We start from the raw sequence: 19482 nt of genomic DNA on the forward strand, positions 1-19482 counted from the left end.
GCCGGTCTCAGCCCGCCAGCGGTTCGGCGCTGATCCCTTCCACCTCGCTCAGGTAGCGGGCCAGGCCGTCGCTGTTGCCGTGGGTCACGTACACCTGCCGGGCGCAGCTCTGCTGCACGCTCTGGATCAGGCCGGGCCAGTCGGCGTGGTCGCTCATCACGAAGCCCCGCTCATACCCCCGGCGGCGGCGGGCGCCACGCACCGCCATCCAGCCGCTCACGAAGGCCGCTTGCGGCAGCTTGAATCGCTTCATCCACACCGAGCGGTGGGCTGAGGGCGGCGCAATCACAAGCCGGCCCGCCAGGGATTCCCCTTTAGCGATTGCGCTCACCGGCAGGGTGGGCGGCAGCCGCACCCCCGCCTCCCGGTAGGCCGGCATCAGGGCCTCCACGGCGCCGTGCAGCAGGATCTCGTTGCCTTCCGCGCCGGGCTGCCCTGGCTCCCCCACCCCAATGGCGGCTAGCTCCGCCAGCAGCCGCTGGGCCTTGCCGAAGGCATAGGCAAACAGGATCGACGGCCGCTCCGGTGCTCCCTGCCACCAGCTCAGGATCTCGCCGGCCACCTCGGCGCCGCTCTGCCAGCGATAGATCGGCAGGCCGAAGGTGGCCTCAGTAATAAATACGTCTGCCTGCACCGGCTCAAACGGGGAGCAGCTGGGGTCGGCGCAGCGCTTGTAGTCGCCGCTCACCAGCCAGCTCTCACCGCCCGCCTCCAGTCGGATCTGGGCGCTGCCCAGCACATGCCCGGCGCTGTGAAACGACACCCGGGCCTCCCCAATGCGATGGGCGGCGCCGTAGTCGACCGGGATCAGGTTGATCGTGGCCCCCAGGCGTTGCCGCAGGATCGCTTCGCTGGCGCCCACCGCCCAATATTCGCCGCAGCCGGGCCGGGCGTGGTCGGCGTGGGCGTGGGTGATCAGGGCCCGGGGCACCGGCCCCACGGGGTCTATCCAGGCCGCCGCCGCCCGGCAGTAGAGCCCCTGGGGGGTGTGCTCCAGCAGGCTGCCGGTGGGGAGGGGCATGGCTAGGAGGTGCTCAGGTTTCGTCCCAAAGGGTCTGCAGCGACCAGGGGCCCCCCTCCAGCAGCCAGAACGATCCATCCACCAGGCGGCGCTGCTGATCCAGCGCGGCGATCCGCTCGAGATCGGCCGGTGTGAGTGTGATCTCAGCTGCCGCCAGGTTTTCCAGCAGCCGGGCCGGACGCACCGATTTGGGAATGGTGGAGATGCCGCTCTGCAGCTGCCAGGCGATCAGCACCTGGGCGGGGCTGCAGCCATGCTCCGCGGCGATCGCGCCGATCAATGGGTTTTCCAGCAGAACCGGTTCATCGGCGCCCTTGAGGGCGGCGGGCCGGTCCTGGGAGCCGAGCGGCGAGTAGGCGGTGAGGTGCACGCCCTCGGCTGCGCAGTCGGCCACCAGGCCCGGCTGTTGCAGCAGGGGGTGCCGTTCCACCTGATTCACCTCCGGCCGGATCCGGCAGTGGGCCAGGAGGTCGTGCAGCTTGCGGCTGGAGAAATTGCTCACGCCGATGTGGCGCGTGAGGCCCGCCTCCATGGCCGCTTCCATCCCCTCCCAGGTGGATTCGAGCGGCACCTGCGCCGGTGGCAGCAGGTCAGAGCCGCTGGTGGGAAAGGCCACGCCCGGCTTGATCGGCACCGGCCAGTGGATCAGGTAGAGATCAAGCCACGCCAGGCCCAGATCGGAGAGGGTGCGGCGCAGCGCCGCTGCGACGTTTTCGCGTCCATGGGCATTGCACCAGAGCTTGGAGGTGATCCACAGCTCCTCCCGCTTCACCTCGCCGGCTTCGATGGCGCCGCGGAGAGCCTCGCCCACCTCTGGCTCGTTGCCGTAAACGCTGGCACAGTCGATGTGGCGGTAGCCCAGCCGAATGGCCTCCCGCACCGCGGCCCCCACTTCCCCCGGAGCCGATTTCCAGGTGCCAAGCCCAAGCAGGGGCATGGAGTCGCCATTGGCGAAGGTGGCAGTGCGCATGGGGGCACTTTAGGGAGCCTTGCCTAAGGCGAACTCTCTGTTTAGGCATCTGCCCTGGCGGCGGCTCAGCGGCTCATGGCCAACATCTTTTCGATCGGTGCCAGGGCCCTTAGCCGCAGCGCCTCATCCATCACGATTTCTGGTTCCATTCGATCGAGGCACTGCCACACCTTTTCCAGGGTGTTTAGCCGCATGTAGGGGCAGGCGTTGCAGCTGCAGCCGTCGGCGCCGGGCACCTCGAAAAAGGTCTTTTGGGGCAGTTTCAGCCGCATCTGGTGCAAGATCCCCGGCTCGGTGAGCACGATGAAGGTGGTGGCGGGGCTCTGCTCTGCTTGACGCAAAAGGGCGCTGGTGGAGCCGATGAAGTCGGCCAGGTCCAGCAGGTGTTGCTGGCACTCGGGATGGGCCAGCACCTCAGCCGCTGGGTGCTCGAGCTTCAGCTGCAGCAGGGCTTGTTCGCTGAAGGTCTCATGCACGATGCAGCTGCCTGGCCAGAGGGTGAGCTGGCGGCCGCTCTGGCGCTGTACCCAGCGGCCCAGGTTTTGGTCGGGGGCAAACAGGATCGGCCGGTCGGCTGGCAGCTGCTTCACCAGATCCACCGCGTTACTGCTGGTGCAGATCAGGTCGCTAAGGGCTTTGACTGCCGCCGAGCAGTTGATGTAGCTCACGGCGATGTGGTCTGGATGCTCGGCGCGGAAGGCGGCAAACTCATCGGCCGGGCAGGCATCGGCCAACGAGCAACCGGCCTCCAGATCTGGCAGCAGCACGGTTTTGTCCGGGCTGAGGATCTTGGCGGTCTCAGCCATGAAGTGAACGCCGCAGAAAACAATCACCTCGGCGTCGGTGGCGGCGGCCTTGCGCGAGAGCTCCAGCGAGTCGCCGATGAAGTCGGCGATGTCCTGAACGGCTTCGTCTTGGTAGTAGTGCGCCAGGATCACAGCCTTGCGCACCTGCTTCAGGGCGCTGATAGCGGCGGGCAGATCTTGCGGTGCGTGGTTCTTGGTGGCGGTGAAAACCAACCGGGGGCCTCAGCTGATGCAGGATGGCATGAGCCTAGGCAGCAGTGATGGCGGTATCCGGCGGGGGGAAAAGGCTCCGCATTGCCATCGCCGGAGATCTGCATGGTGAATGGGACCACAGCGACCATGCGCTACTGGACTGCCTAGCCCCCGATGCCCTGCTCGTGGTGGGCGACCTAAGCGATGGTCAGCAGCGGATTCCGTCCCTGCTGCGCCAATTGCCCATGCCTGTGGCCTGCATCCTTGGCAACCACGACACCGGCAAGGACGCTTCTGGGCGCACGCTGCAGCACCAGATCAACCTGCTGGGAGAGGTTCACTGCGGCTGGAAATTGCGAGCCCTGAGCCCGCCGGATCTGGCGGTGGTGGGGGGGCGGCCGGCCACCGCCGGCGGTGGCTTCAGGCTTTCTCGGGCGGCGCTAGCTGCCTTCGGCCCGGTGAGCTTGCAGGAGTCGGCCGATCGGATCACGGCCGCCGCCGCCACCGCACCCCCCGACTGGCCCCTGGTGTTGCTGAGCCATAGCGGACCCTCCGGACTCGGCAGCGATGCCACCTCCCCCTGCGGCCGCGACTGGAAGCCACCCGCCTGCGACTGGGGTGATCTCGACCTAGCCCTGGCCATCCGCCAGATCCGCCTCAATCGCCCGGTGCCCCTGGTGGTGTTTGGGCATATGCACCACGCCCTCAGGCGCGGCCAGGGGGATCGCCAAAGCTTCTGCCGCGATCGGGCCGGCACCTCCTACCTCAACACCGCCTGCGTTCCCCGCCACGGCACCGATGGCGCCGGCCAGGCCCTGCGGCACTTCAGCTGGGTGGAGCTGGTGGGCCAGGAGGTCGTGAGTGCCAGCCATCGCTGGTTTGGCCTGGGTGGTGAGCTGCTCTACGAAGAGCGCCTCTGGACTGCCCCCAACCCAGCCCCTAACCCAGCTCCCGAACTGGCGCCGTGCTGATTTATGCCTGCGTCAGTGCCCATGGTTTTGGCCATGGCTCCCGCACCGCTTCCGTTTTAACCGCCCTGCATGGGCTGCGGCCCCACTGGCGCTTGGTGTTGTCCACGGCCCTACCTGAGGCCTTTCTGCGCTCCGCCCTGGGGCCCGTGCCCTTTGAACATCGCCCCTGTCGTTGGGACGTGGGCGTGGTGCAGGCCGATGCCCTAGGGGCAGACGCTGGGGCAACCCTGGCCGCCCTATCGGCCCTGGAAGCTGAGCTGCCCGCCCAGCTGGCGGCTGAGCAGGCCTGGCTGGCCGCCCAAGCGATGCCGCTGCTTGTGCTTGCAGACGTGCCCCCAGCGGCGGCGGCCTTGGCTCGAGGCCTCGGGGCGCCTCTGATCTGGCTGGCCAGCTTTGGCTGGGAGGCCATCTACGGGGCGATGGGTGCCGCTTTCAGCCCCTGGGCCGACCGTTGCCTGGCTGCCTACCGCCAGGGCGACCTGTTACTGCGCTGTCCCCTGGCGATGCCGATCGACTGGGGAATTCCCGAGCTGTCGATTGGGCTCACCGCCGGTAGCCCCCGGCTTGAGCCGGGCAGCCTGGCCCGCCAGCTGCAGTTGCCGGACGAGCGTGAGCGCTGTGTGCTGGTGAGTTTTGGGGGGCTGGGCTACGACCTGGATCCGGAGTTGCTGCAGCTCTGGCCCGATCGCGTGTTTGTTAGTCCCGATCCCCGTTTGGCCCAAGCTGCCAACTGCCGCCTGCTGCCTGCCGGGGTGCGGCCGCTGGAGGTATTAGGGCACTGCGCCCGCCTGATCACCAAGCCCGGATACAGCTCCTTTTGCGAGGCCTTGAGCGCCGGAGTGGGGGTGCATTTGGTGCATCGTGAAGGTTTTGCCGAAGCGCCAGTGCTGGAGGCGGCTTTGGTGCGCCACGGCTGGCACCGGCTGCTCAGCCAGGAGCAGGCCCGCCAGGGGGATTGGCAGCTCGACCAGCCTTTGCAGCCCCCCACTGGTGAGCCATTGGCTGGCCAGGGTGCTCTGCAGGCGGCCGAGGCGCTTGCAGCTTTTGAAGCGGGCTGTTTGTTTTATTCAAAAATTCAGGCGTAATTTACCTGGCTCACAGTGATCTGAACTGTTCGCTGTAGTTGTTGACACTGGTGGACACCTGTGCGATTGGCACTAACTCCATCGTGTCTGGGCCGATTGATAGGCAAATTGGCTCGAACAAATCTTTTCTACGCATTTCCAGATTTGGCCGCCTGCAGGCGGTCTGCCGTTTGATCCGCTCCGGTATGACCTTGCCCAGCAACTGTTTTAGATCCGCCCTCGCCTTGGCTGTAGGACTGGGAGCCCTTTCCCTGACGGCTCCGGTAGCCCAAGCTTTTGAGGCCTCTCAGCCCAGCTTCCCAACGGCTATGGCCCTGCCCCTGCCCCCACCGCCGGTGCGGATCTTCGCGATCACCGCTGAGCGCCGCGCCCTGCTCAACACCATTCGCTACGCCGAAGGCACCTGGGCCGATGGCGACGACATCGGCTACCGGATCATGTTTGGTGGCGGCCTGATGCCCTCCCTGGAGCGCCATCCCGACCGGGTGGTTCGCACTGCCCGCTATGCCAGTGCCGCGGCGGGTGCTTACCAGTTCATGCCCTTCACCTGGACCATGGTTTCGCGCTCCTTGGGAATCGCGGCCTTTGGCCCCCAGGTCCAAGACCAGGGTGCCATTTACCTAATCCAGCGTCGTGGTGCCCTGGCCCTAGCTGATCAAGGCGTGTTCTCGCCGCTGCTGGCGGCCAAATTGGCCCCCGAGTGGGCCAGCTTCCCCACCCTCGCCGGCCGCAGCTTCTACGGCCAGCCGGTGAAGCGCTTCCACGATCTCAAGCGCTTCTACGACGACAACCTCAGCCGTCTGCGCGATCAGCAGCCCCAGTCCTTAGCCAGGGATGAAATCAAGCCCGCCTGTGCGCCTGCGGGCTCCTTGCGCTGTCAGCTCGAGGGGCTTGAAAAGCTGGGACCGCGCAGCCGCAGCCAAAACCCCGGCTGAAAGTTCTAACCCTGATCGGCATCCTTGAGCCTGGCCTTACCCACGGTGGCTCCGGCGATTAGGTAAGCGCCAAGAGCTGCGCCGAGGAAGGCCAGGGTGTTGCGGGCAACCGGCAGCAGGTCGTTGGTGCGGGTCAGGATCGGGCCCAGGCCTAGGGCGCCAAACAGGATCAGCCACAAAGGGGAGAGCAGCAGCACCCAGGCCCACTCCACCTTGCGACCCTCTTTGCGCGGATAGGAAGCGAAGCCCGCCACCAGGCCTCCGAGCATGGAAGTGGAGAGGGTGAGCAGCCACTGCTCGCGTGGCAGGCCTGGCACCACCTGGCAACCACCCCGCTCCAAACAAATTTCCACAGCTGCCAGGGCATCGACAATGGCGGCGTCCTGGCCGTTGTCGCGCACGTAGTACTGGTTGCCGAAGCGGGTCTGCAGCTCCACCCAGTAGGTGCGGGGCATCAGGGCAAACAGGGCATCACCCACGTTGAAGTTGAGCAGGTTGCCGCCGCGCTCATCGGCCACCAGCAGCAGGCTGCGTTCGTCGAGGTTCCAGAAGTCCTTCACCGCCTGGCCTGGGGTGCGGTCGTATTGGGTGAGCACCCGCAGTTTCCAGCCGGTATCGGCCTCGAAGCGAGTGAGATTTTCTTCCAGGCTGATGCGCTGACCATCGGTGAGGGCCTTGGCCAGGTCGATCACCGGGGTGGGATGGTCGGGTAGGAGGTCGGGGTTGTCGTAGGCCTGGGCCGGCGCGATGCCCACACCCAGCCAGCAGGCCAACACCAGCAACAGCGACACCAGCGCAGGCAGCACGGCGTTCCAAGCGCGACCCATACACCAGCCTCAGCGAAGATGCATTCTCCCTGAGCAGACGTCTGAGCGTGAGCTTGCCCCCCTGGCTGCTGCAGCGCTTCGAGGCCGTCGGCGCAGCGGTCCCTTTCCGCACCTACATGGAATGGGTGTTGCACGATCCGTTGCACGGCGCCTATGGGGCTGGCCGGCTGCGCATCGGCCCGGCGGGGGATTTCGCCACCGCCCCCTCCCTGGGGCCGGATTTCGCCGCCCTGCTGGCACCCCAGCTGGCCGAGTGGCTCACTGCCCTGGCGGCCGGTCCCGGGCCCCTGGCTCTGGTTGAGGCAGGGCCAGGGGAGGGCAGCTTGGCCCTGCAATTGGCCGAGGCCCTGGTGGCTGGTTGGCCCCAGCTGGCCCAGCGCCTGGAGCTGGTGCTGGTGGAGCCCAACGGGGGCATGGCGGCACGTCAGCGAGCCCTGCTGCAGGACTGCCCCCTGCCCTGTCGCTGGGCCAGCTTCGCGGAGCTGGCGGCATCACCGCTGCGTGGTGTGGTGCTCGCCCATGAGGTGCTCGATGCCCTGGCGGTGGAGCGGATCGAGTGGGACGGGGCGCTCTGGCGCCAGCAAGTGGTGGCGCTGCATGAGGGCCCTGGGGCGGAGCTCTCGTTGCGGCTGGAGCCCGGCGAGCCCCTGGAGCCGGCAGCGGCCGCCCAACTCGAGCCCCTCGCACTCCTGCCCCCATCGCCCCAGCGCTCTTCCGGTTGGTGCAGCGAGTTGCACCCGGGCCTGGCCCCCTGGCTTGGCGAGTGCGCCGCGGCCGTGGCCGCGGGCCAGCTGCTGGTGATCGACTACGCCTTAGAGGCCTGGCGCTACTACGCCCCCCAGCGCTCTGGCGGCACCTTGATGGCTTATCGGGGCCAGCAGGCCAGCGGCGATCCGCTGCTGGAGCCAGGCGCCTGGGATCTCACCGCCCACCTTTGTATTGAGAGCGTCGATGCCGCCGCCGCCGCCAGCGGCTGGCTGCCCCTGGGCCAGTGCCGCCAGGGCCAGGCCCTGCTCGCCCTGGGCTTGGCCGAGCGACTGCATGGGCTGCAGCAGGAGGCCCCGGCTGAGCTGGCCACAGTGCTGGCTAGGCGCGAGGCCCTGCTGCGGCTGGTGGACCCCGTGGCTCTGGGAGATTTCCGCTGGCTGGCCTACGGCCGGGGTGTGGCCCCAGAGCTGCCCCGCTTCAGCCGGGAGCCGGGATCGCTGCCTCCAGCCACTGGTTGAGGGCTTGGGGCTCCTGGGTGGGACTACTGGTGATTTCGATGATTCGCCCGCTGGCGGCCGGGGTTTCCAGGGCCTCTAGGCACACCCGGGCCACCAGGCGGCGGGGCAGGCTGCTGCTCTCCTGCTGGTTGGGGCCGGAATAAACCACCCCCTCCCTTTCGCTGCGGCTGTCGTCCTCGCTGAGGCCGCCGGGGCGCACCACGGTCCAGTCGAGTCCGCTTTCTTCAAGCCAGCGCTCGCCTAGGCGTTTCGACACCAGGATCAAGCCAAATAGGTTTAGGGGGTGCTGCCAGCGACCGGCGCAGAGCGAACTCACCAGCACAACCCGCTTCAGGCCCACCGCCTGGCAGGCGCGGATCTGGTCGCGCACCCCGAAGGCATCCACCTTGAGGGGGCCGGCCAGATCCACTGATGGCCGGGCGCCAGTGGCGATCACCAGGGAGTCACAGCCGCTCAAGGCGGCATGCAAGGCCTCGGTGGCACTGAGATCCAGACGCCGCACATCGAGCCGCCCTTGCTGCTCTGCTTCAGCCAGGGCCGCTGGCAGCACCGAGCCGGGTCGCACAAGCGCCCGCACCGCCAGGCCGCGCTTCAAGGCTTCATCCACCACCCGCCAGCCGGTTTTGCCGGATGCTCCCGTCACTGCCACCAGGCTCATCGCTGCATCTCCGCCACCACAGCTCCATGTTGCTCGCTGCCGGAGCTTGCCGGCGCCTTGCCTGGGTTAAGGCGGCGCCGGCGGGTCTGGATGGCCAGCTGCAGGACAGCGCCCAGCAGGGGAAAAACCAGGGCTACCGCAAGGGCGGGGTGTAGGAGCCAGAGCCAGTCGACGCTGGTCATTGCCCCAGGGGCTGAAGGGATGCGATTCCTAAACCCTAAACAGCCCAGCTGGCTGCCTACGGTGCGCTGGACTGCAAAACGTTGTGGCAGGGCCAATCATTCGCGCTAGTGGGTTGAGCAAGACCTACCGAATCAGCGAGAAGCAGCCTGGCCTGGCCGGCACAATTCAGCATCTGCTGCGGCGGCGCCATCGCGATGTGCTGGCGGTGGATGGAATCAGCTTCACGATCGAGCCGGGGGAGATCGTTGGCTTCCTGGGCCCCAACGGCGCCGGTAAGACCACCACCTTGAAGATGCTCACCGGTCTGATCCACCCCAGCGGCGGCGAGCTGGAGGTGGCAGGTCACCAGCCCTTTCGGCGTCAGGCCCGCTTCTTGCGCCAGATCACCCTGGTGATGGGCAACCGCCAGCAGCTGATCTGGGACCTGCCCGCCCTCGATTCGCTGAGGGTTAATGCCGCGGTCTACGGCATTGCGGAGGCGGAGGCCCAGCGGCGCATAGGCCAACTCGCCGAGATGCTGGAGCTGGGCCAGGAGCTGCGGCGACCGATGCGCAAGCTTTCCCTCGGCCAGCGGATGAAGGCCGAACTGCTGGCGGCCCTTCTGCACGAGCCGGCGGTGTTGTTTCTCGATGAGCCCACCCTGGGTCTGGATGTGAATGCCCAGGCGCGGGTGCGGGATTTCCTCGCCGATTACAACCGCCGCACCGGCGCCACCGTGCTGCTCACCAGCCATTACATGGGCGACATCACCGCCCTCTGCCCGCGGGTGCTGCTGATCCACCAGGGCCAGCTCTTCCACGATGGCTCCCTGGCCGATCTCACCCAGCGGTTGGCCCCCTGCCGCCAGGTGCGGCTGGAGCTTGCCGACCTCCACCCACCGGAGGCCTTTGCCGGGTTCGGCCAGCTCGAAGCCCATCAGGGCCACCTGGTGCGGCTGCTGGTGCCGCGGGCCCAGCTCGCCCAGCAGGTGGCGGCGCTGCTGGAGCGCTTTGCGGTGGTGGATCTTGAGGTGAGTGATCCGCCGGTGGAGGAGCTGATCGGCGGTTTGTTCCGCCAGCGCGATTCAAACTCCGAGGCCTCCCAGTGAGCTGGGCCTGGCGGGTGGCGCGGGCGCTGCTGGGCAGTCAGTACGCGCTGATGCTCGAATACCGGGCCGAAATCGCCCTCTGGGCCCTATCTGGGGTATTGCCCTTGATCATGCTCGGCGTTTGGAGCGGCTCGGGCGCGGCGGCGGCGGCTGGCCTCTCACCCCAGCAGCTCAGCCAGTACTTCCTGGCTGCCTTTGTGGTGCGCCAGTTCACGGTGGTTTGGCTGATTCAGGTATTCGAAGACGACGCCCTGCAGGGCCGCCTGTCGCCCTTCCTGCTGCAGCCGCTTTCGCCGCTCTGGCGATATCTGGCGGCCCATTTCAGTGAACAGGCGTCGCGAATCCCGTTTGTGGCCGTGATGCTGCTGGTGGTGGGGCTGGCGGCGCCCGGCTTGCTGTGGCTGCCGTCAGCGGGGGCTTTGCTGCTGGGAATCCTGGCGATTGTGGCGGCCTTTCTGCTGCGCTTTCTGCTGCAGGTGCTCGTTACCACCCTCTGTTTTTGGAGTGAGCGGGCAGCGGCCCTCGACCGGCTGTTGATGATTCCCTATCTGTTTTTATCGGGCATAGTTGCGCCCCTGGAGACCTTTCCTCCAGCGGTGCGGCGGCTGGCCCTGGCCACGCCCTTCCCCTGGATGGTCGACTTCCCCGCCCGGCTGCTGGCCGGCGAACCGGTGAATGTGGCGTTGGGTTTTGGGGCGATCGCCGCTTGGTGCCTGCTGCTGCTGCCGATCGGCCACTGGCTGTGGCGGGCGGGCCTGCGCCGCTACTCGGCGATGGGCGCGTGAGGGAGTTTGCGCGCTACTGGCGCAGCCTGCGCTGCTTCTGGGGCACCTCCCTCGCTGCCGAACTCGAATACCCGCTCAATGCCTGGATCGAGCTGCTGTCGGTGCTGGGCAACCTGGCCGGCAGCGTCTTTGTGCTGCAGCTGCTGTTTGGTGGTGGGCCCCAGCTGGGGGGCTGGAGCTGGAGTGGCGCTCTGGTGGTGCTGGGCCTCTACACCGTGCTGGATGGTTTCACCACCTGCGTGCTGCAGCCCAACCTCAGCCGCATCGTCAACCACGTGCAGACCGGCACCCTCGACTACGTGCTGCTCAAGCCGATTGATAGCCAGTTTTGGCTGTCGGCCCGCACCGTGTCGCCCTGGGGGTTGCCAGGAATATTTGCTGGGCTTGGCTTGATCGCCTGGGCCCTGCTGAACAGGGGTACTGGGGCTCCATCCAGCCTGCCGGCGGCTGGGCCCGTGCTGCTCTCGCTGGCACTGCTGGTTGCAGCCCTGGTGATTCTCTACAGCCTCTGGTTTGTGTTGGCGGCCCTCAGCATCTGGTTTGTGAAGGTGTGGAATGCCACCGAGGTGTTGCGCTACACCCTGGTGGCGGGCCGCTACCCGGTGAGTGCCTATCCACCGGCGCTGCGGCTGCTGTTCACCTTTGTGCTGCCGGTGGCCTTCCTCACCACCGTGCCCGCCGAGGCCCTGCTGGGGCGGGGTTCGGCCATCTGGGCTAGCGGCTCTTTGCTGGCCGCCGGGCTTTGCCTGGCTGGCAGTCGCCTGCTGTGGCGCTACGCCCAGCGCTTCTACACCTCTGCTTCTAGTTGAGCGGAGCTGCGGGTCAGCGCGCCATCATCGATCCACCGGCTCTCCCTAGTTGCTGCCGCACCCCATGGTGATCCCCGCTCCTGCTATCGATTCCGCCGCCAGCATCAGGCAGGAGCACTGGTTGCAGCGCTGGTATCCGGTGGCCTATCTCCAGGATCTCGACCCTCGTCGCCCCACGGCCTTCACCCTGCTGGAGATGGATCTGGTGCTGTGGTGGGACGCTGCAGGCCAGCAGTGGTGCGCCTTTGCCGACGTCTGCCCCCACCGGCTCGTGCCCTTGAGCGAAGGCCGCCTCAACGAAAGTGGTGAGCTGGAGTGCCCTTATCACGGTTGGAGTTTCAACGCCCAGGGCAGCTGCACCGCCATCCCCCAGGCCGAAGCCGCAATCGGCGCCAACCCCCGCAGCTCCTGCCGCCGCTACGCCACAGCCAGCGCCCAGGGGCTGCTGTTTGTGTTTGCCGGCGACCCGGCCGCGGCTGCGGCGGTGCCCCTGCCGCTGGTGCCCGTGCTCGAGGAACCCGGCTGGCTGGTGCAGGACACCTTCCGCGACCTGCCGATGGATGCCCTCACCCTGCTGGAGAACGTGCTCGATGTGAGCCATGTGCCCTTCACCCACCACCGCACGGTGGGTAAGCGCCAGAACGCGGCTCCGGTGGTGGCCGAGCTCACAAGCTTCGGGCCGGAGGGGTTCACCGCCACTTGGCCCGAGGGCCCGCGCCGGGGGCGCCTGGGCAGCCAGTTCACCACCTTTCAGGCGCCGGGCCTGATGTGGCACGACCTCACGGCGAAGGGATTTGCCCGCTTCCTCACGGTTGTGTATGCCACGCCGATCCGGGCTGGGGAATGCCGCTTGTTTGCCCGTTTCCCATTTCAGTTCCGCTCGCTGTTGCCCAGGCTGCTGCTGCGGGCTCGGCCGGTGTGGTTGCAGCACATCGGTAACCACACGGTGCTCGAAGACGACCAGGTGTTTCTGCACTGGCAGGAACGGGTTCAAAGCCAGGCGAGCTTCCTGCCCACCAGCGCCGACATCTACGTGCGGGCGTTGCACAGATGGGTCAAAGATATTGCTGGCCAGCCATGCCCAGGCTCCGCCCTGCCGCCCCGGCTGGGTCGGGTAGCCCTGATGGATCGCTACGACAGCCACACCCGCCACTGCCGTGCCTGCTCCGGTGCCCTGCGGCAGATACGCCGCTGGCGGCCGCTAGTGCTGGTGGCCCTGGGGGTGGAGCTGCTGCTGGCGGCCTGGCTGCCCGGGCTGCCGGCGCGGTTGACCCTGCTGGTGCTGCTTGGCGGCAGCGCCCTGCTACTGCGGCAGCTAAATCGCTGGGACCGCCAGCTATTGCGCGGCGATGGCCACCCACCCCGCAACGCCCTCTAGGCGCAGCTGGCGAGGGCGCTGCGGATGGTTGCTTCGCTGACGTCGCTGCGGATCTCAACCCTGCCGATCCCGGTTGGCAGCACGAAGCGCACCTGACCCTCCCGCACCTTCTTGTCGCCCTGCAGGCAGGCCAGCACGGCGTCGGGATTGAGGGCTGGCCAGGCCAGCGGCAGACCTGCGGCGGCGATCACGGTTCGCTGGCGGGCCTGGTCGCTAGCGCTCCACAGGCCCATGGCCAGGGAGATTTCGCCAGCCGCCAGCATGCCCAAGCCAACGGCTTCGCCATGGAGGTAGGTGCCATAGCCGCAGAGGGTCTCCACCACGTGGCCCAGGGTGTGGCCGTAGTTGAGGATCGCCCGCAGGCCCCCTTCGTGTTCGTCGGCGGCCACCACCTTCGCCTTGGCGGCGGCGGAGCGCACCAGAATTCGCTGCAGCAGCTCGGCTGACAATGTGTTCAAGCTGGCCAGCTGGGGGCCGCTCGCCTCTAGCTCGGCCAGCAGCTCGGGGTCGCCGATCACGCCGTATTTGATCACCTCGGCCATGCCAGCGCGAAATTCGCGCTCCGGCAGGGTGGCAAGGCTGCTGGGGTCGATCAGCACCAGGCGCGGCTGGTGAAAAGCGCCGATCAGGTTTTTGCCGCCGGGGTGATTGACGCCGGTCTTGCCGCCGATCGCCGCATCCACCATGGCCAGCAGGGTGGTGGGCACCTGAACCACGGCAATGCCTCGCAGCCAGGTGGCTGCCGCAAATCCCGCCATGTCGCCCACCACGCCACCGCCAAGGGCAACGATCAGCGAGCCCCGCTCCAGCCGGCGGGCAAAGGCTGCGTCATGGATCAGGCCCACGGTGGCTGGGGTTTTCTGATCTTCTCCCGCCTCGATCACCAGGGTGCTGGCATCGAGACAAGCCTCGCTGAGGCTCTGCAGGGCAGAGGCGCCGTAGTGGGCTTCCACCACGGCGTTGGTCACCAGCAGCACCTTGGTGCCTGCTTTAAAGCCCAGACCCCGAATCTGGTCGCCCAGGCTCAGCAAGGCTGCCGAGCCGATGATCACCGGGTAGGGGGAAGCCTGCAGCTCCACCCTGATCGTTTGCAGATCCATAGGGCGATCATCCTCCAGCCCAGGTACTTTGCCCTGTATGAGCGAGGCCAATCTCCGCAAGCGCACCGCCACGGCCTGGGGCTTTTTGACGCCTGCCCTGGTGCTGATCGGGCTGTCGGTGCTGATTCCGGCAGCGATGGCCTTGGTGATGAGCTTCAGCCAGGCCGGCCTCGATGTCAGCGAGCCCCTGCGCTTCGTTGGCCTGGCCAATATCCGGCGCCTGCTGGCCGACCCGATGTTTTTCCGGGTCACAGGCACCACCTTTTTGTATCTGCTGGGAGTGGTGCCCCCGATCGTGGTCGGAGCCCTGGCCCTGGCCGTGCTGGTCAACCGCCAGTTGCCTGGGATCCACTGGTTTCGCGGTGCTCTGTACACCCCGGTGCTGGTGTCGATCGTGGTGGCGGCCATTGCCTTTCGCTGGATCTATGCCGAAAACGGCCTGATTAACGGCTGGCTCACCGCCCTGTTGGGCAGCAGCTTCGATCCCATCGGTTTCCTCACCTCGCCGCTGCTGGCCCTGCCTTCGGTGATGCTCGTGACCCTCTGGAAGGGCCTCGGCTACTACATGGTGATCTTTCTGGCCGGGCTCCAGGGCATCTCCCCCGATCTCTACGAGGCGGCGGCCCTCGATGGCAGTGAGGGCTTGCGCAAGCACCTAGACATCACCCTGCCGCTGCTGCGGCCCTACATCACCCTGGTGGCGGTTATCTCTGCAATTGCGGCCACCAAGGTGTTCGAAGAGGTGTATTTAATGACTCAAGGTGGCCCTGCCGATTCCACCCGCACCCTCGTTTACTACGTCTACGACCAGGCTTTTGCCGAGCTGGAGATCAGCTACGCCTGCACGATTGGTTTGGCATTGTTTTTGATCGTGTTGATGCTGAGTTTGGTGCGCTATCTCTTCGCCGGTGATCGCGGCCTCACTTGAAGAGCCTTTTACTAGACCAGTCCAGGAAGCCTGCCTAGGGTTCATTCGCCTGAAATGAAGGCAATGGCTTCCTCCGGTGGCAAACCCCGCTCCAGCCTCAGCGAGCGCCAGATGGTGGGCCTGTTCAGCCTTGGGCTGGGCGTGGTGCTGTTTCTACTGATCCTGATGCGGGGCCAGCAGGCCGCCCGCGAGGGAAACCAGGAGATCAGCAACGACACCTACTGGGTGCTGGTTTCGCCACTGGTGTTTTCCGCTTTTGGCGTGGTGTTGTTGCGCTCCCCTAAGGCTCGGGTTGGCGCCCGGGGACGGGCGCTGGAGCAGTCGCAGCGCACCACCCAGTCGGCCCAGGCCGCCCTAGCCAGGGTTGACGACGGAGCTACCCAGCAGCTGGCCCAGGCTCGCGCCGAGGCGGCGGCGGCACTGGCAGCGTTGGAGTCGCTCCAGGGCGAACAGGACCGAACCGCAGCCCAGGCGGGCGCAAAAATTAGGGCTTTGCAGGCTGAGCTCTCCGCAGCCCAGCAGGCTCGTGTTCAGTTAGAGGCCAACCTGCGCCGTGATCTGGTTACCCAAACAGCCGACACCAGCGGTGCTTTGGCGGCCGTCCAGTTGGTGGAGGGTCAGCTGGATGCTTTCGCCGGTGGCTTCAATGATCAACTGGCAGCGGCTCGCCGTCAGCTCGATGGGTTGATTGCCAGTCAGGAGCAGCAGCTGGCCGGGCTACGCAGCGAGGCAAGCCAGGCCCAGGCGGCCCTAGATCGACTTCGCGGCGACCAGGAGGCCCAGCTGGCCCGATTGCGCAGCGAAGCTTCACGGGCGATCAGCTCAGCGCAGGCTGCCCAGGCCGATACCCAGGCGGTCGCTGCAGATGTGTCCGCTCAGATGGCAACGATGGATCAGCAGATTCAGCAGGCCCAGCAGAGCTGCAGCCGGGCCACGGCCAGCCTCGATGCCGCTGTGGTCAGCACTGGGCAGGGGCAGGCCGAGGCCCTGGCCACTGCCCAGCAAGCCCAACGCCAGGTGGAGAAGCTGGCCAGCACCCTGGCGGCTCAGATGGATACGGCCCGCCAGCAGCTGGCGGCGGCGGTTCAGGCCAGCAAGCAGGCCCAGGAAGTGGTGGACCGTTTGGAGCAGGGCGCCCCAGCTTTTGTGGCTGCCGCCCCAACAGCCGCTACAGGTTCCGATGCCTTCCTGAGTTGCTACCGAGAGGCTTGCGAAGAGCTGGGAGTGCTACCAGGCAGTGGCTGGCAGGAGGTGCGCGCTACCTGGCGCCGTAAAGTGATGGATTGGCATCCAGATCAGGGTGGTGACTCCAGGCTTTGGGTCCGCCGCAATGCTGCCTATCAGCTGCTTGTGGCCTGGTACGAGTTCAACGGGGCGTCCTGATTCATACGCTGCACGCTGCGAGTTCCAAGATCCGTGGCTGGTGCCAATCCTGTGACTGAGCCAGTTGCTAGCGCTGCAGTTGCTATCGGTGTAGTTGGTGGCGGCCAATTGGCCTTGATGCTTGCCGCCGCTGCCCGCAAGCTCAATGTGCCCCTGCATGTTTTGACACCAGGGGCTCAGGATCCCGCCACTGCCCTTGCCAGCAGTGTGGTGCTGGCTGAACTCGACGATGTGGCGGCCACCCGGGAGCTGGCGCGCCGCAGTGGCGCTATCACCTTTGAAAACGAATGGGTAGACCTGCCGGCCCTGGCGCCGCTCAGTTTTGACGGAGTCGTCTTTCTGCCAAGCCTGGAGGCCCTCGCTCCCCTAGTCAGTAAGCGGGGCCAGCGGCAGATGCTGCAGGATCAGGGGCTGCCTTGCCCGCGCTGGTGCGATCTGCCCACCAGTGGCCTGTTGCCTGAAGGCTTCAACTACCCATTGATGGCCAAGGCCTCCACCGGCGGCTACGACGGCAAGGGGACAGCCGTGTTGCGCAGCCCTGAAGATCTCACGGCCCTGCTGGCAAGGGTGCCCCAAGGGGACTGGATTCTTGAGGAGTTTGTCAATTTTGAGCAGGAGCTCTCCCAGCTCGCCTGCCGCGACCGGGCTGGCAACGTGCGCTGTTATCCCTTGGTGCAGACCCACCAGCACCAGCAGGTATGCGACTGGGTGCTGGCGCCGGCCTCAGTGCCCCATGCGGTACAGGCCTATGCCCGCAATATCGCCGCTTCCCTGCTCACGGCAATCAATTACGTGGGCGTGATCTCCATTGAGCTTTTTTATGGGCCGAGCGGTTTGCAGGTTAATGAAATCGCCCCCCGCACCCACAATTCCGGCCATTTCACGATCGAGGCAGCCCATACCAGCCAGTTCGAGCAGCAGGTGAGGATCGTGGCTGGCCTGCCGATGGGGTCTGTCGAGTTCCAGGTGCCGGGGGCACTGATGGTGAATTTGTTGGGCTTTGAAAGTTCGGAAGCCGACTACCAGGCTCAGCGGGATGATCTGGCAGCCATACCGGAGGCCACGGTGCACTGGTACGGCAAGGAGGGCTCCAGTCCAGGACGCAAGCTTGGTCATGTCACCCTGCTGCTGCACGGGGTCACAGCTGGGGAACGGGCTGGCCAGGCGGAGCAGCTTTTAGAGCGGGTCAGATCCATCTGGCCCCTGCCCCCGCAAAACCCGTAATCGGCCTACACTTCCATAGGACTGTCTTGTTGGTGAATGCCTTTTACAGTTTTCTGATCTGACTCCCTTTTCGACATGGGGGTCTGCAGCGGAAGCAACGTAAACCGGCCTCGTAGCCGGAAACGGCGCCCCGTCCTTGACCCTCTTCTGGTTCCACCAGGTCGAACACTGGGGCAAAACGGCACGGCGGTCCACCCCTTTCAAATCAACGCCTCTCGATGAGTTCGGCGGGGGCGTAGCGAACCTTCGCCAGTGAGGCGTATTTATCGCTGCTGTCGCGATAGCCAGCCGCACACACCACACAGCTGCGGTAGGGCGAGTCTGCCAAGTTGAGAATGCGGTCGTAAGCAAGGGGATCGAAGCCTTCGATGGCACAGGTGTCCACTTCGAGCAGGGCTGCAGCTGTCATGAAGGTGCCCAGGGCGATGTACACCTGGTTGCTGGCCCAGCGGTCGATCTGCTGGCTGCGAGGCCCATTGATCAGGTCGACATCGATCATCTGGCGGTAGGTGGCCAGGGCGGTTGAATCGAGGCCGCGAACGGCTGCCATCGTTTCGATTAGGCGATCGGCTTCGGCGGCGCCGATCTGGCGTTGCACCAGGAACACCACCAGGTGGGAGCAGTCGGTGATCTGGCTCTGGTTCCACGACTCGGGGCGCAGCTGCTGGCGCAGGGCGGGGTCGTTTATCTCCAGAAATTTCCAGGGCTGCAGGCCATAGCTCGATGGGCTCTGCACGAGGGCGTCCTCCAGGGCGGCCCAGGTGGTGTCGTCAATGCGGCGACTGGGGTCAAATACCTTGGTGGCGTAGCGCCAGGCCATGGCCCCATTGAGCTGCTGGGGTGAGATCGGCATGGTGGGGTGGCGACAACGGTGGGGATAAGGGGCCATTCTGGACCTTGTTACTGCCGTGGTCGGGTTCGGCCGCCAGCCTCGATGGAGTCCTTTCAGCAGGCCTTTGAAGCCCTTCTGGCCCTCGCCCCTGGCCCGGTTTTTCCTCGCGCTCGGGAGCTCTATTTGCGCAAATACTGCCTCGAGGGACGCGACGCCCAGGATCGCTTCCGCACCTTCCTGTTTGAAGAGGAGATTCAGGAATCTGAAGGGGGCACCGTGCGGGTAAGCGCCCTGAGCTTTGCGGTGGTGCATTGGCAGGCAGCCCAGAGCACCCCTCAGGAATATGCCGCCTACCTTCAGCAGCGCTGGCAGCTGCAGCCCGAAGGGCTCAGCCTTGAGCGTGAGCCCTGGTTTCGGGAGGGGGGCGCCTTTGCCCGGTTTCAGGCAACGGCCTCCTACGAGCGTTCCCCTTCCGGTGAGTTGCTGTTGGGTGGTGTCTGACCCAGCAAGCGATCTAGGCACTGCTGCAGTTGCTCGCGGCTCCAGCCGGTGACTACAAACACCTCCTGCACGCTGCTGCCGCGTCGGGCGACCAGCTTGTGCCCACCGGTGATGGGCGCTGAAACCCGCAGCCGCATCTGGCTGCTGCGGCCACGCACGCGGCTGATAACCGCCGGGGTGACGGTGTCGATGCCAGGGCAGAGCGCAAGTTGCTTGAGCAGCGGAATCAGCCCCTCCACGTAGGTGCTGTGGGTGATGACCACCCGGCCCATCAGGCCCGCTCCAAAGGAGCCATGGTCAGGCCGGCTGCTCCCAGCTGCTGGTGGTAGAGCTCCGCCTGTTCCTGGGGGCCGCACCACACCACCGCCGAACCCTCCCCGTCTATGCGGTGGGCCAGATCCCAGGCCTTATCAGCGAGCATGCCCGGGATGATGCGCACCAGTGATTCCACCACGTGCTGAAAGGTGTTGAAGTCGTCGTCAAGCACCACCACCTTGAAATCGGGGTATGGCTGGCGCAGGCGCAGTCGCTCCTGAACGGGGCTGGCGGAGGAAAGGACCACAACCACGGACTGCAACGAC

General features: G+C 66.1%; 22 protein-coding genes and 1 other RNA gene. 13 read left to right on the plus strand and 10 right to left on the minus strand.

Annotation, left to right across the window (positions count from 1 at the left end):
- Positions 1–7: 7 nt before the first annotated feature.
- From C7K55_RS01475 to nadA, 3 genes are all read right to left on the minus strand, one after another.
- Entirely contained in the window at positions 8–1021 is a 1014-nt protein-coding gene (locus tag C7K55_RS01475) for a ligase-associated DNA damage response exonuclease (protein WP_193486062.1), read from the minus strand.
- A 13-nt stretch (positions 1022–1034) separates the two neighbouring features.
- Positions 1035–1991, minus strand: coding sequence for an aldo/keto reductase (locus C7K55_RS01480; RefSeq protein WP_106501606.1), 957 nt, complete (start codon positions 1989–1991; stop codon positions 1035–1037).
- A gap of 65 nt (positions 1992–2056) precedes the next feature.
- The gene (gene nadA / locus C7K55_RS01485) at positions 2057–3010 is read right to left on the minus strand and encodes a quinolinate synthase NadA (RefSeq protein WP_106501607.1); all 954 of its coding nucleotides are present in this window, start codon (positions 3008–3010) and stop codon (positions 2057–2059) included.
- Between the two features lie 47 nt (positions 3011–3057).
- Between nadA and C7K55_RS01490 the strand changes: the two genes are divergently transcribed.
- The 3 genes from C7K55_RS01490 to C7K55_RS01500 all read left to right on the plus strand — a co-directional run bounded on the left by C7K55_RS01490 (position 3058) and on the right by C7K55_RS01500 (position 5980).
- Positions 3058–3960 carry a TIGR04168 family protein gene (locus C7K55_RS01490; protein WP_106501608.1) on the plus strand — a complete coding sequence of 301 codons (903 nt, stop codon included), beginning with the start codon at positions 3058–3060 and terminating at the stop codon, positions 3958–3960.
- Positions 3954–5045 (plus strand): hypothetical protein, encoded by a 1092-nt coding sequence (locus C7K55_RS01495; protein WP_106501609.1) that lies wholly within the window; start codon positions 3954–3956, stop codon positions 5043–5045. The genes C7K55_RS01490 and C7K55_RS01495 overlap by 7 nt, the downstream gene beginning before the upstream one ends.
- 185 nt (positions 5046–5230) lie before the next feature.
- A complete protein-coding gene (locus C7K55_RS01500; RefSeq protein WP_193486083.1) occupies positions 5231–5980 on the plus strand; it encodes a glycoside hydrolase family 24 protein in 750 nt (249 codons plus the stop codon).
- A gap of 5 nt (positions 5981–5985) precedes the next feature.
- Here the strand turns inward: C7K55_RS01500 and C7K55_RS01505 are convergent, their stop codons facing one another.
- A complete protein-coding gene (locus C7K55_RS01505; protein WP_106501610.1) occupies positions 5986–6807 on the minus strand; it encodes a TPM domain-containing protein in 822 nt (273 codons plus the stop codon).
- Between the two features lie 47 nt (positions 6808–6854).
- On the opposite strand from C7K55_RS01505, the gene C7K55_RS01510 reads away from it, so the two are divergent.
- On the plus strand, positions 6855–8033 hold the full coding sequence (locus tag C7K55_RS01510) for a class I SAM-dependent methyltransferase (protein WP_241518085.1): 1179 nt from the start codon (positions 6855–6857) through the stop codon (positions 8031–8033).
- On the opposite strand, the gene C7K55_RS01515 is transcribed toward C7K55_RS01510, so the two are convergent.
- Positions 7993–8691: an SDR family oxidoreductase gene (locus tag C7K55_RS01515; RefSeq protein ID WP_106501611.1), complete on the minus strand. Its 699-nt coding sequence runs from the start codon at positions 8689–8691 to the stop codon at positions 7993–7995. The genes C7K55_RS01510 and C7K55_RS01515 overlap by 41 nt on opposite strands.
- Complete coding sequence (locus C7K55_RS14160; protein ID WP_106501612.1) at positions 8688–8873, minus strand: DUF4079 family protein; 186 nt, start codon at positions 8871–8873, stop codon at positions 8688–8690. Before C7K55_RS14160 ends, C7K55_RS01515 begins: the two co-directional genes overlap by 4 nt.
- A gap of 95 nt (positions 8874–8968) precedes the next feature.
- On the opposite strand from C7K55_RS14160, the gene C7K55_RS01525 reads away from it, so the two are divergent.
- The 4 genes from C7K55_RS01525 (at position 8969) to C7K55_RS01540 (ending at position 12933) form a co-directional block, all read left to right on the plus strand.
- Positions 8969–9961 (plus strand): ABC transporter ATP-binding protein, encoded by a 993-nt coding sequence (locus C7K55_RS01525; protein WP_106501731.1) that lies wholly within the window; start codon positions 8969–8971, stop codon positions 9959–9961.
- 50 nt (positions 9962–10011) lie between these two features.
- Positions 10012–10746, plus strand: coding sequence for an ABC transporter permease (locus tag C7K55_RS01530; RefSeq protein ID WP_106501732.1), 735 nt, complete (start codon positions 10012–10014; stop codon positions 10744–10746).
- Positions 10743–11555 carry an ABC transporter permease gene (locus C7K55_RS01535; protein ID WP_106501733.1) on the plus strand — a complete coding sequence of 271 codons (813 nt, stop codon included), beginning with the start codon at positions 10743–10745 and terminating at the stop codon, positions 11553–11555. Before C7K55_RS01530 ends, C7K55_RS01535 begins: the two co-directional genes overlap by 4 nt.
- Before the next feature lie 64 nt (positions 11556–11619).
- Positions 11620–12933, plus strand: a complete 1314-nt coding sequence (locus tag C7K55_RS01540) for an aromatic ring-hydroxylating dioxygenase subunit alpha (RefSeq protein WP_106501613.1) — start codon at positions 11620–11622, stop codon at positions 12931–12933.
- Here the strand turns inward: C7K55_RS01540 and aroB are convergent.
- Positions 12930–14033: a 3-dehydroquinate synthase gene (gene aroB / locus C7K55_RS01545; protein ID WP_106501614.1), complete on the minus strand. Its 1104-nt coding sequence runs from the start codon at positions 14031–14033 to the stop codon at positions 12930–12932. The two genes, C7K55_RS01540 and aroB, sit on opposite strands and share 4 nt — an antisense overlap.
- A 37-nt stretch (positions 14034–14070) precedes the next feature.
- Here aroB and C7K55_RS01550 point away from each other — a divergent pair, with 37 nt between their 5' ends.
- From C7K55_RS01550 to ssrS, 4 genes are all read left to right on the plus strand, one after another.
- Positions 14071–14961, plus strand: a complete 891-nt coding sequence (locus C7K55_RS01550; protein ID WP_106501615.1) for a carbohydrate ABC transporter permease — start codon at positions 14071–14073, stop codon at positions 14959–14961.
- A 63-nt stretch (positions 14962–15024) separates the two neighbouring features.
- Complete coding sequence (locus C7K55_RS01555) at positions 15025–16344, plus strand: hypothetical protein (protein ID WP_127431954.1); 1320 nt, start codon at positions 15025–15027, stop codon at positions 16342–16344.
- Between the two features lie 51 nt (positions 16345–16395).
- Complete coding sequence (locus C7K55_RS01560; protein WP_254969513.1) at positions 16396–17568, plus strand: 5-(carboxyamino)imidazole ribonucleotide synthase; 1173 nt, start codon at positions 16396–16398, stop codon at positions 17566–17568.
- A 15-nt stretch (positions 17569–17583) separates the two neighbouring features.
- A non-coding RNA gene (gene ssrS / locus C7K55_RS01565) (6S RNA) lies at positions 17584–17765 on the plus strand.
- 8 nt (positions 17766–17773) lie between these two features.
- Here ssrS and C7K55_RS01570 read toward each other — a convergent pair.
- Positions 17774–18421 (minus strand): NAD(P)H-dependent oxidoreductase, encoded by a 648-nt coding sequence (locus tag C7K55_RS01570; protein ID WP_106501617.1) that lies wholly within the window; start codon positions 18419–18421, stop codon positions 17774–17776.
- 81 nt (positions 18422–18502) lie between these two features.
- Between C7K55_RS01570 and C7K55_RS01575 the strand changes: the two genes are divergently transcribed.
- On the plus strand, positions 18503–18901 hold the full coding sequence (locus C7K55_RS01575) for a hypothetical protein (protein ID WP_106501618.1): 399 nt from the start codon (positions 18503–18505) through the stop codon (positions 18899–18901).
- Here the strand turns inward: C7K55_RS01575 and C7K55_RS01580 are convergent.
- Both C7K55_RS01580 and clpS read right to left on the minus strand, forming a co-directional pair.
- A complete protein-coding gene (locus tag C7K55_RS01580) occupies positions 18856–19173 on the minus strand; it encodes a DUF2103 domain-containing protein (protein ID WP_106501619.1) in 318 nt (105 codons plus the stop codon). The genes C7K55_RS01575 and C7K55_RS01580 overlap by 46 nt on opposite strands.
- A complete protein-coding gene (gene clpS, locus C7K55_RS01585) occupies positions 19173–19469 on the minus strand; it encodes an ATP-dependent Clp protease adapter ClpS (RefSeq protein ID WP_127431955.1) in 297 nt (98 codons plus the stop codon). Before clpS ends, C7K55_RS01580 begins: the two co-directional genes overlap by 1 nt.
- Positions 19470–19482 lie beyond the last annotated feature (13 nt).

Origin of the sequence: Cyanobium usitatum str. Tous (assembly GCF_003011885.1) — a bacterium.
Classification (GTDB): domain Bacteria; phylum Cyanobacteriota; class Cyanobacteriia; order PCC-6307; family Cyanobiaceae; genus Cyanobium_A; species Cyanobium_A usitatum.

Excerpts from the sequence above, each read along its gene's own strand:
- C7K55_RS01505 (WP_106501610.1), bottom strand. The coding sequence starts at position 6,807 with ATGGGTCGCGCTTGGAACGCCGTGCTGCCTGCGCTGGTGTCGCTGTTG.
- C7K55_RS01575 (WP_106501618.1), top strand. The coding sequence starts at position 18,503 with ATGGAGTCCTTTCAGCAGGCCTTTGAAGCCCTTCTGGCCCTCGCCCCT.
- C7K55_RS14160 (WP_106501612.1), bottom strand. The coding sequence starts at position 8,873 with ATGACCAGCGTCGACTGGCTCTGGCTCCTACACCCCGCCCTTGCGGTA.
- C7K55_RS01475 (WP_193486062.1), bottom strand. The coding sequence starts at position 1,021 with ATGCCCCTCCCCACCGGCAGCCTGCTGGAGCACACCCCCCAGGGGCTC.
- C7K55_RS01580 (WP_106501619.1), bottom strand. The coding sequence starts at position 19,173 with ATGGGCCGGGTGGTCATCACCCACAGCACCTACGTGGAGGGGCTGATT.
- C7K55_RS01515 (WP_106501611.1), bottom strand. The coding sequence starts at position 8,691 with ATGAGCCTGGTGGCAGTGACGGGAGCATCCGGCAAAACCGGCTGGCGG.
- C7K55_RS01555 (WP_127431954.1), top strand. The coding sequence starts at position 15,025 with ATGGCTTCCTCCGGTGGCAAACCCCGCTCCAGCCTCAGCGAGCGCCAG.
- C7K55_RS01500 (WP_193486083.1), top strand. The coding sequence starts at position 5,231 with ATGACCTTGCCCAGCAACTGTTTTAGATCCGCCCTCGCCTTGGCTGTA.
- C7K55_RS01540 (WP_106501613.1), top strand. The coding sequence starts at position 11,620 with ATGGTGATCCCCGCTCCTGCTATCGATTCCGCCGCCAGCATCAGGCAG.
- C7K55_RS01480 (WP_106501606.1), bottom strand. The coding sequence starts at position 1,991 with ATGCGCACTGCCACCTTCGCCAATGGCGACTCCATGCCCCTGCTTGGG.
- C7K55_RS01530 (WP_106501732.1), top strand. The coding sequence starts at position 10,012 with ATGCTCGAATACCGGGCCGAAATCGCCCTCTGGGCCCTATCTGGGGTA.
- C7K55_RS01570 (WP_106501617.1), bottom strand. The coding sequence starts at position 18,421 with ATGCCGATCTCACCCCAGCAGCTCAATGGGGCCATGGCCTGGCGCTAC.
- C7K55_RS01490 (WP_106501608.1), top strand. The coding sequence starts at position 3,058 with ATGGCGGTATCCGGCGGGGGGAAAAGGCTCCGCATTGCCATCGCCGGA.
- C7K55_RS01550 (WP_106501615.1), top strand. The coding sequence starts at position 14,071 with ATGAGCGAGGCCAATCTCCGCAAGCGCACCGCCACGGCCTGGGGCTTT.
- aroB (WP_106501614.1), bottom strand. The coding sequence starts at position 14,033 with ATGGATCTGCAAACGATCAGGGTGGAGCTGCAGGCTTCCCCCTACCCG.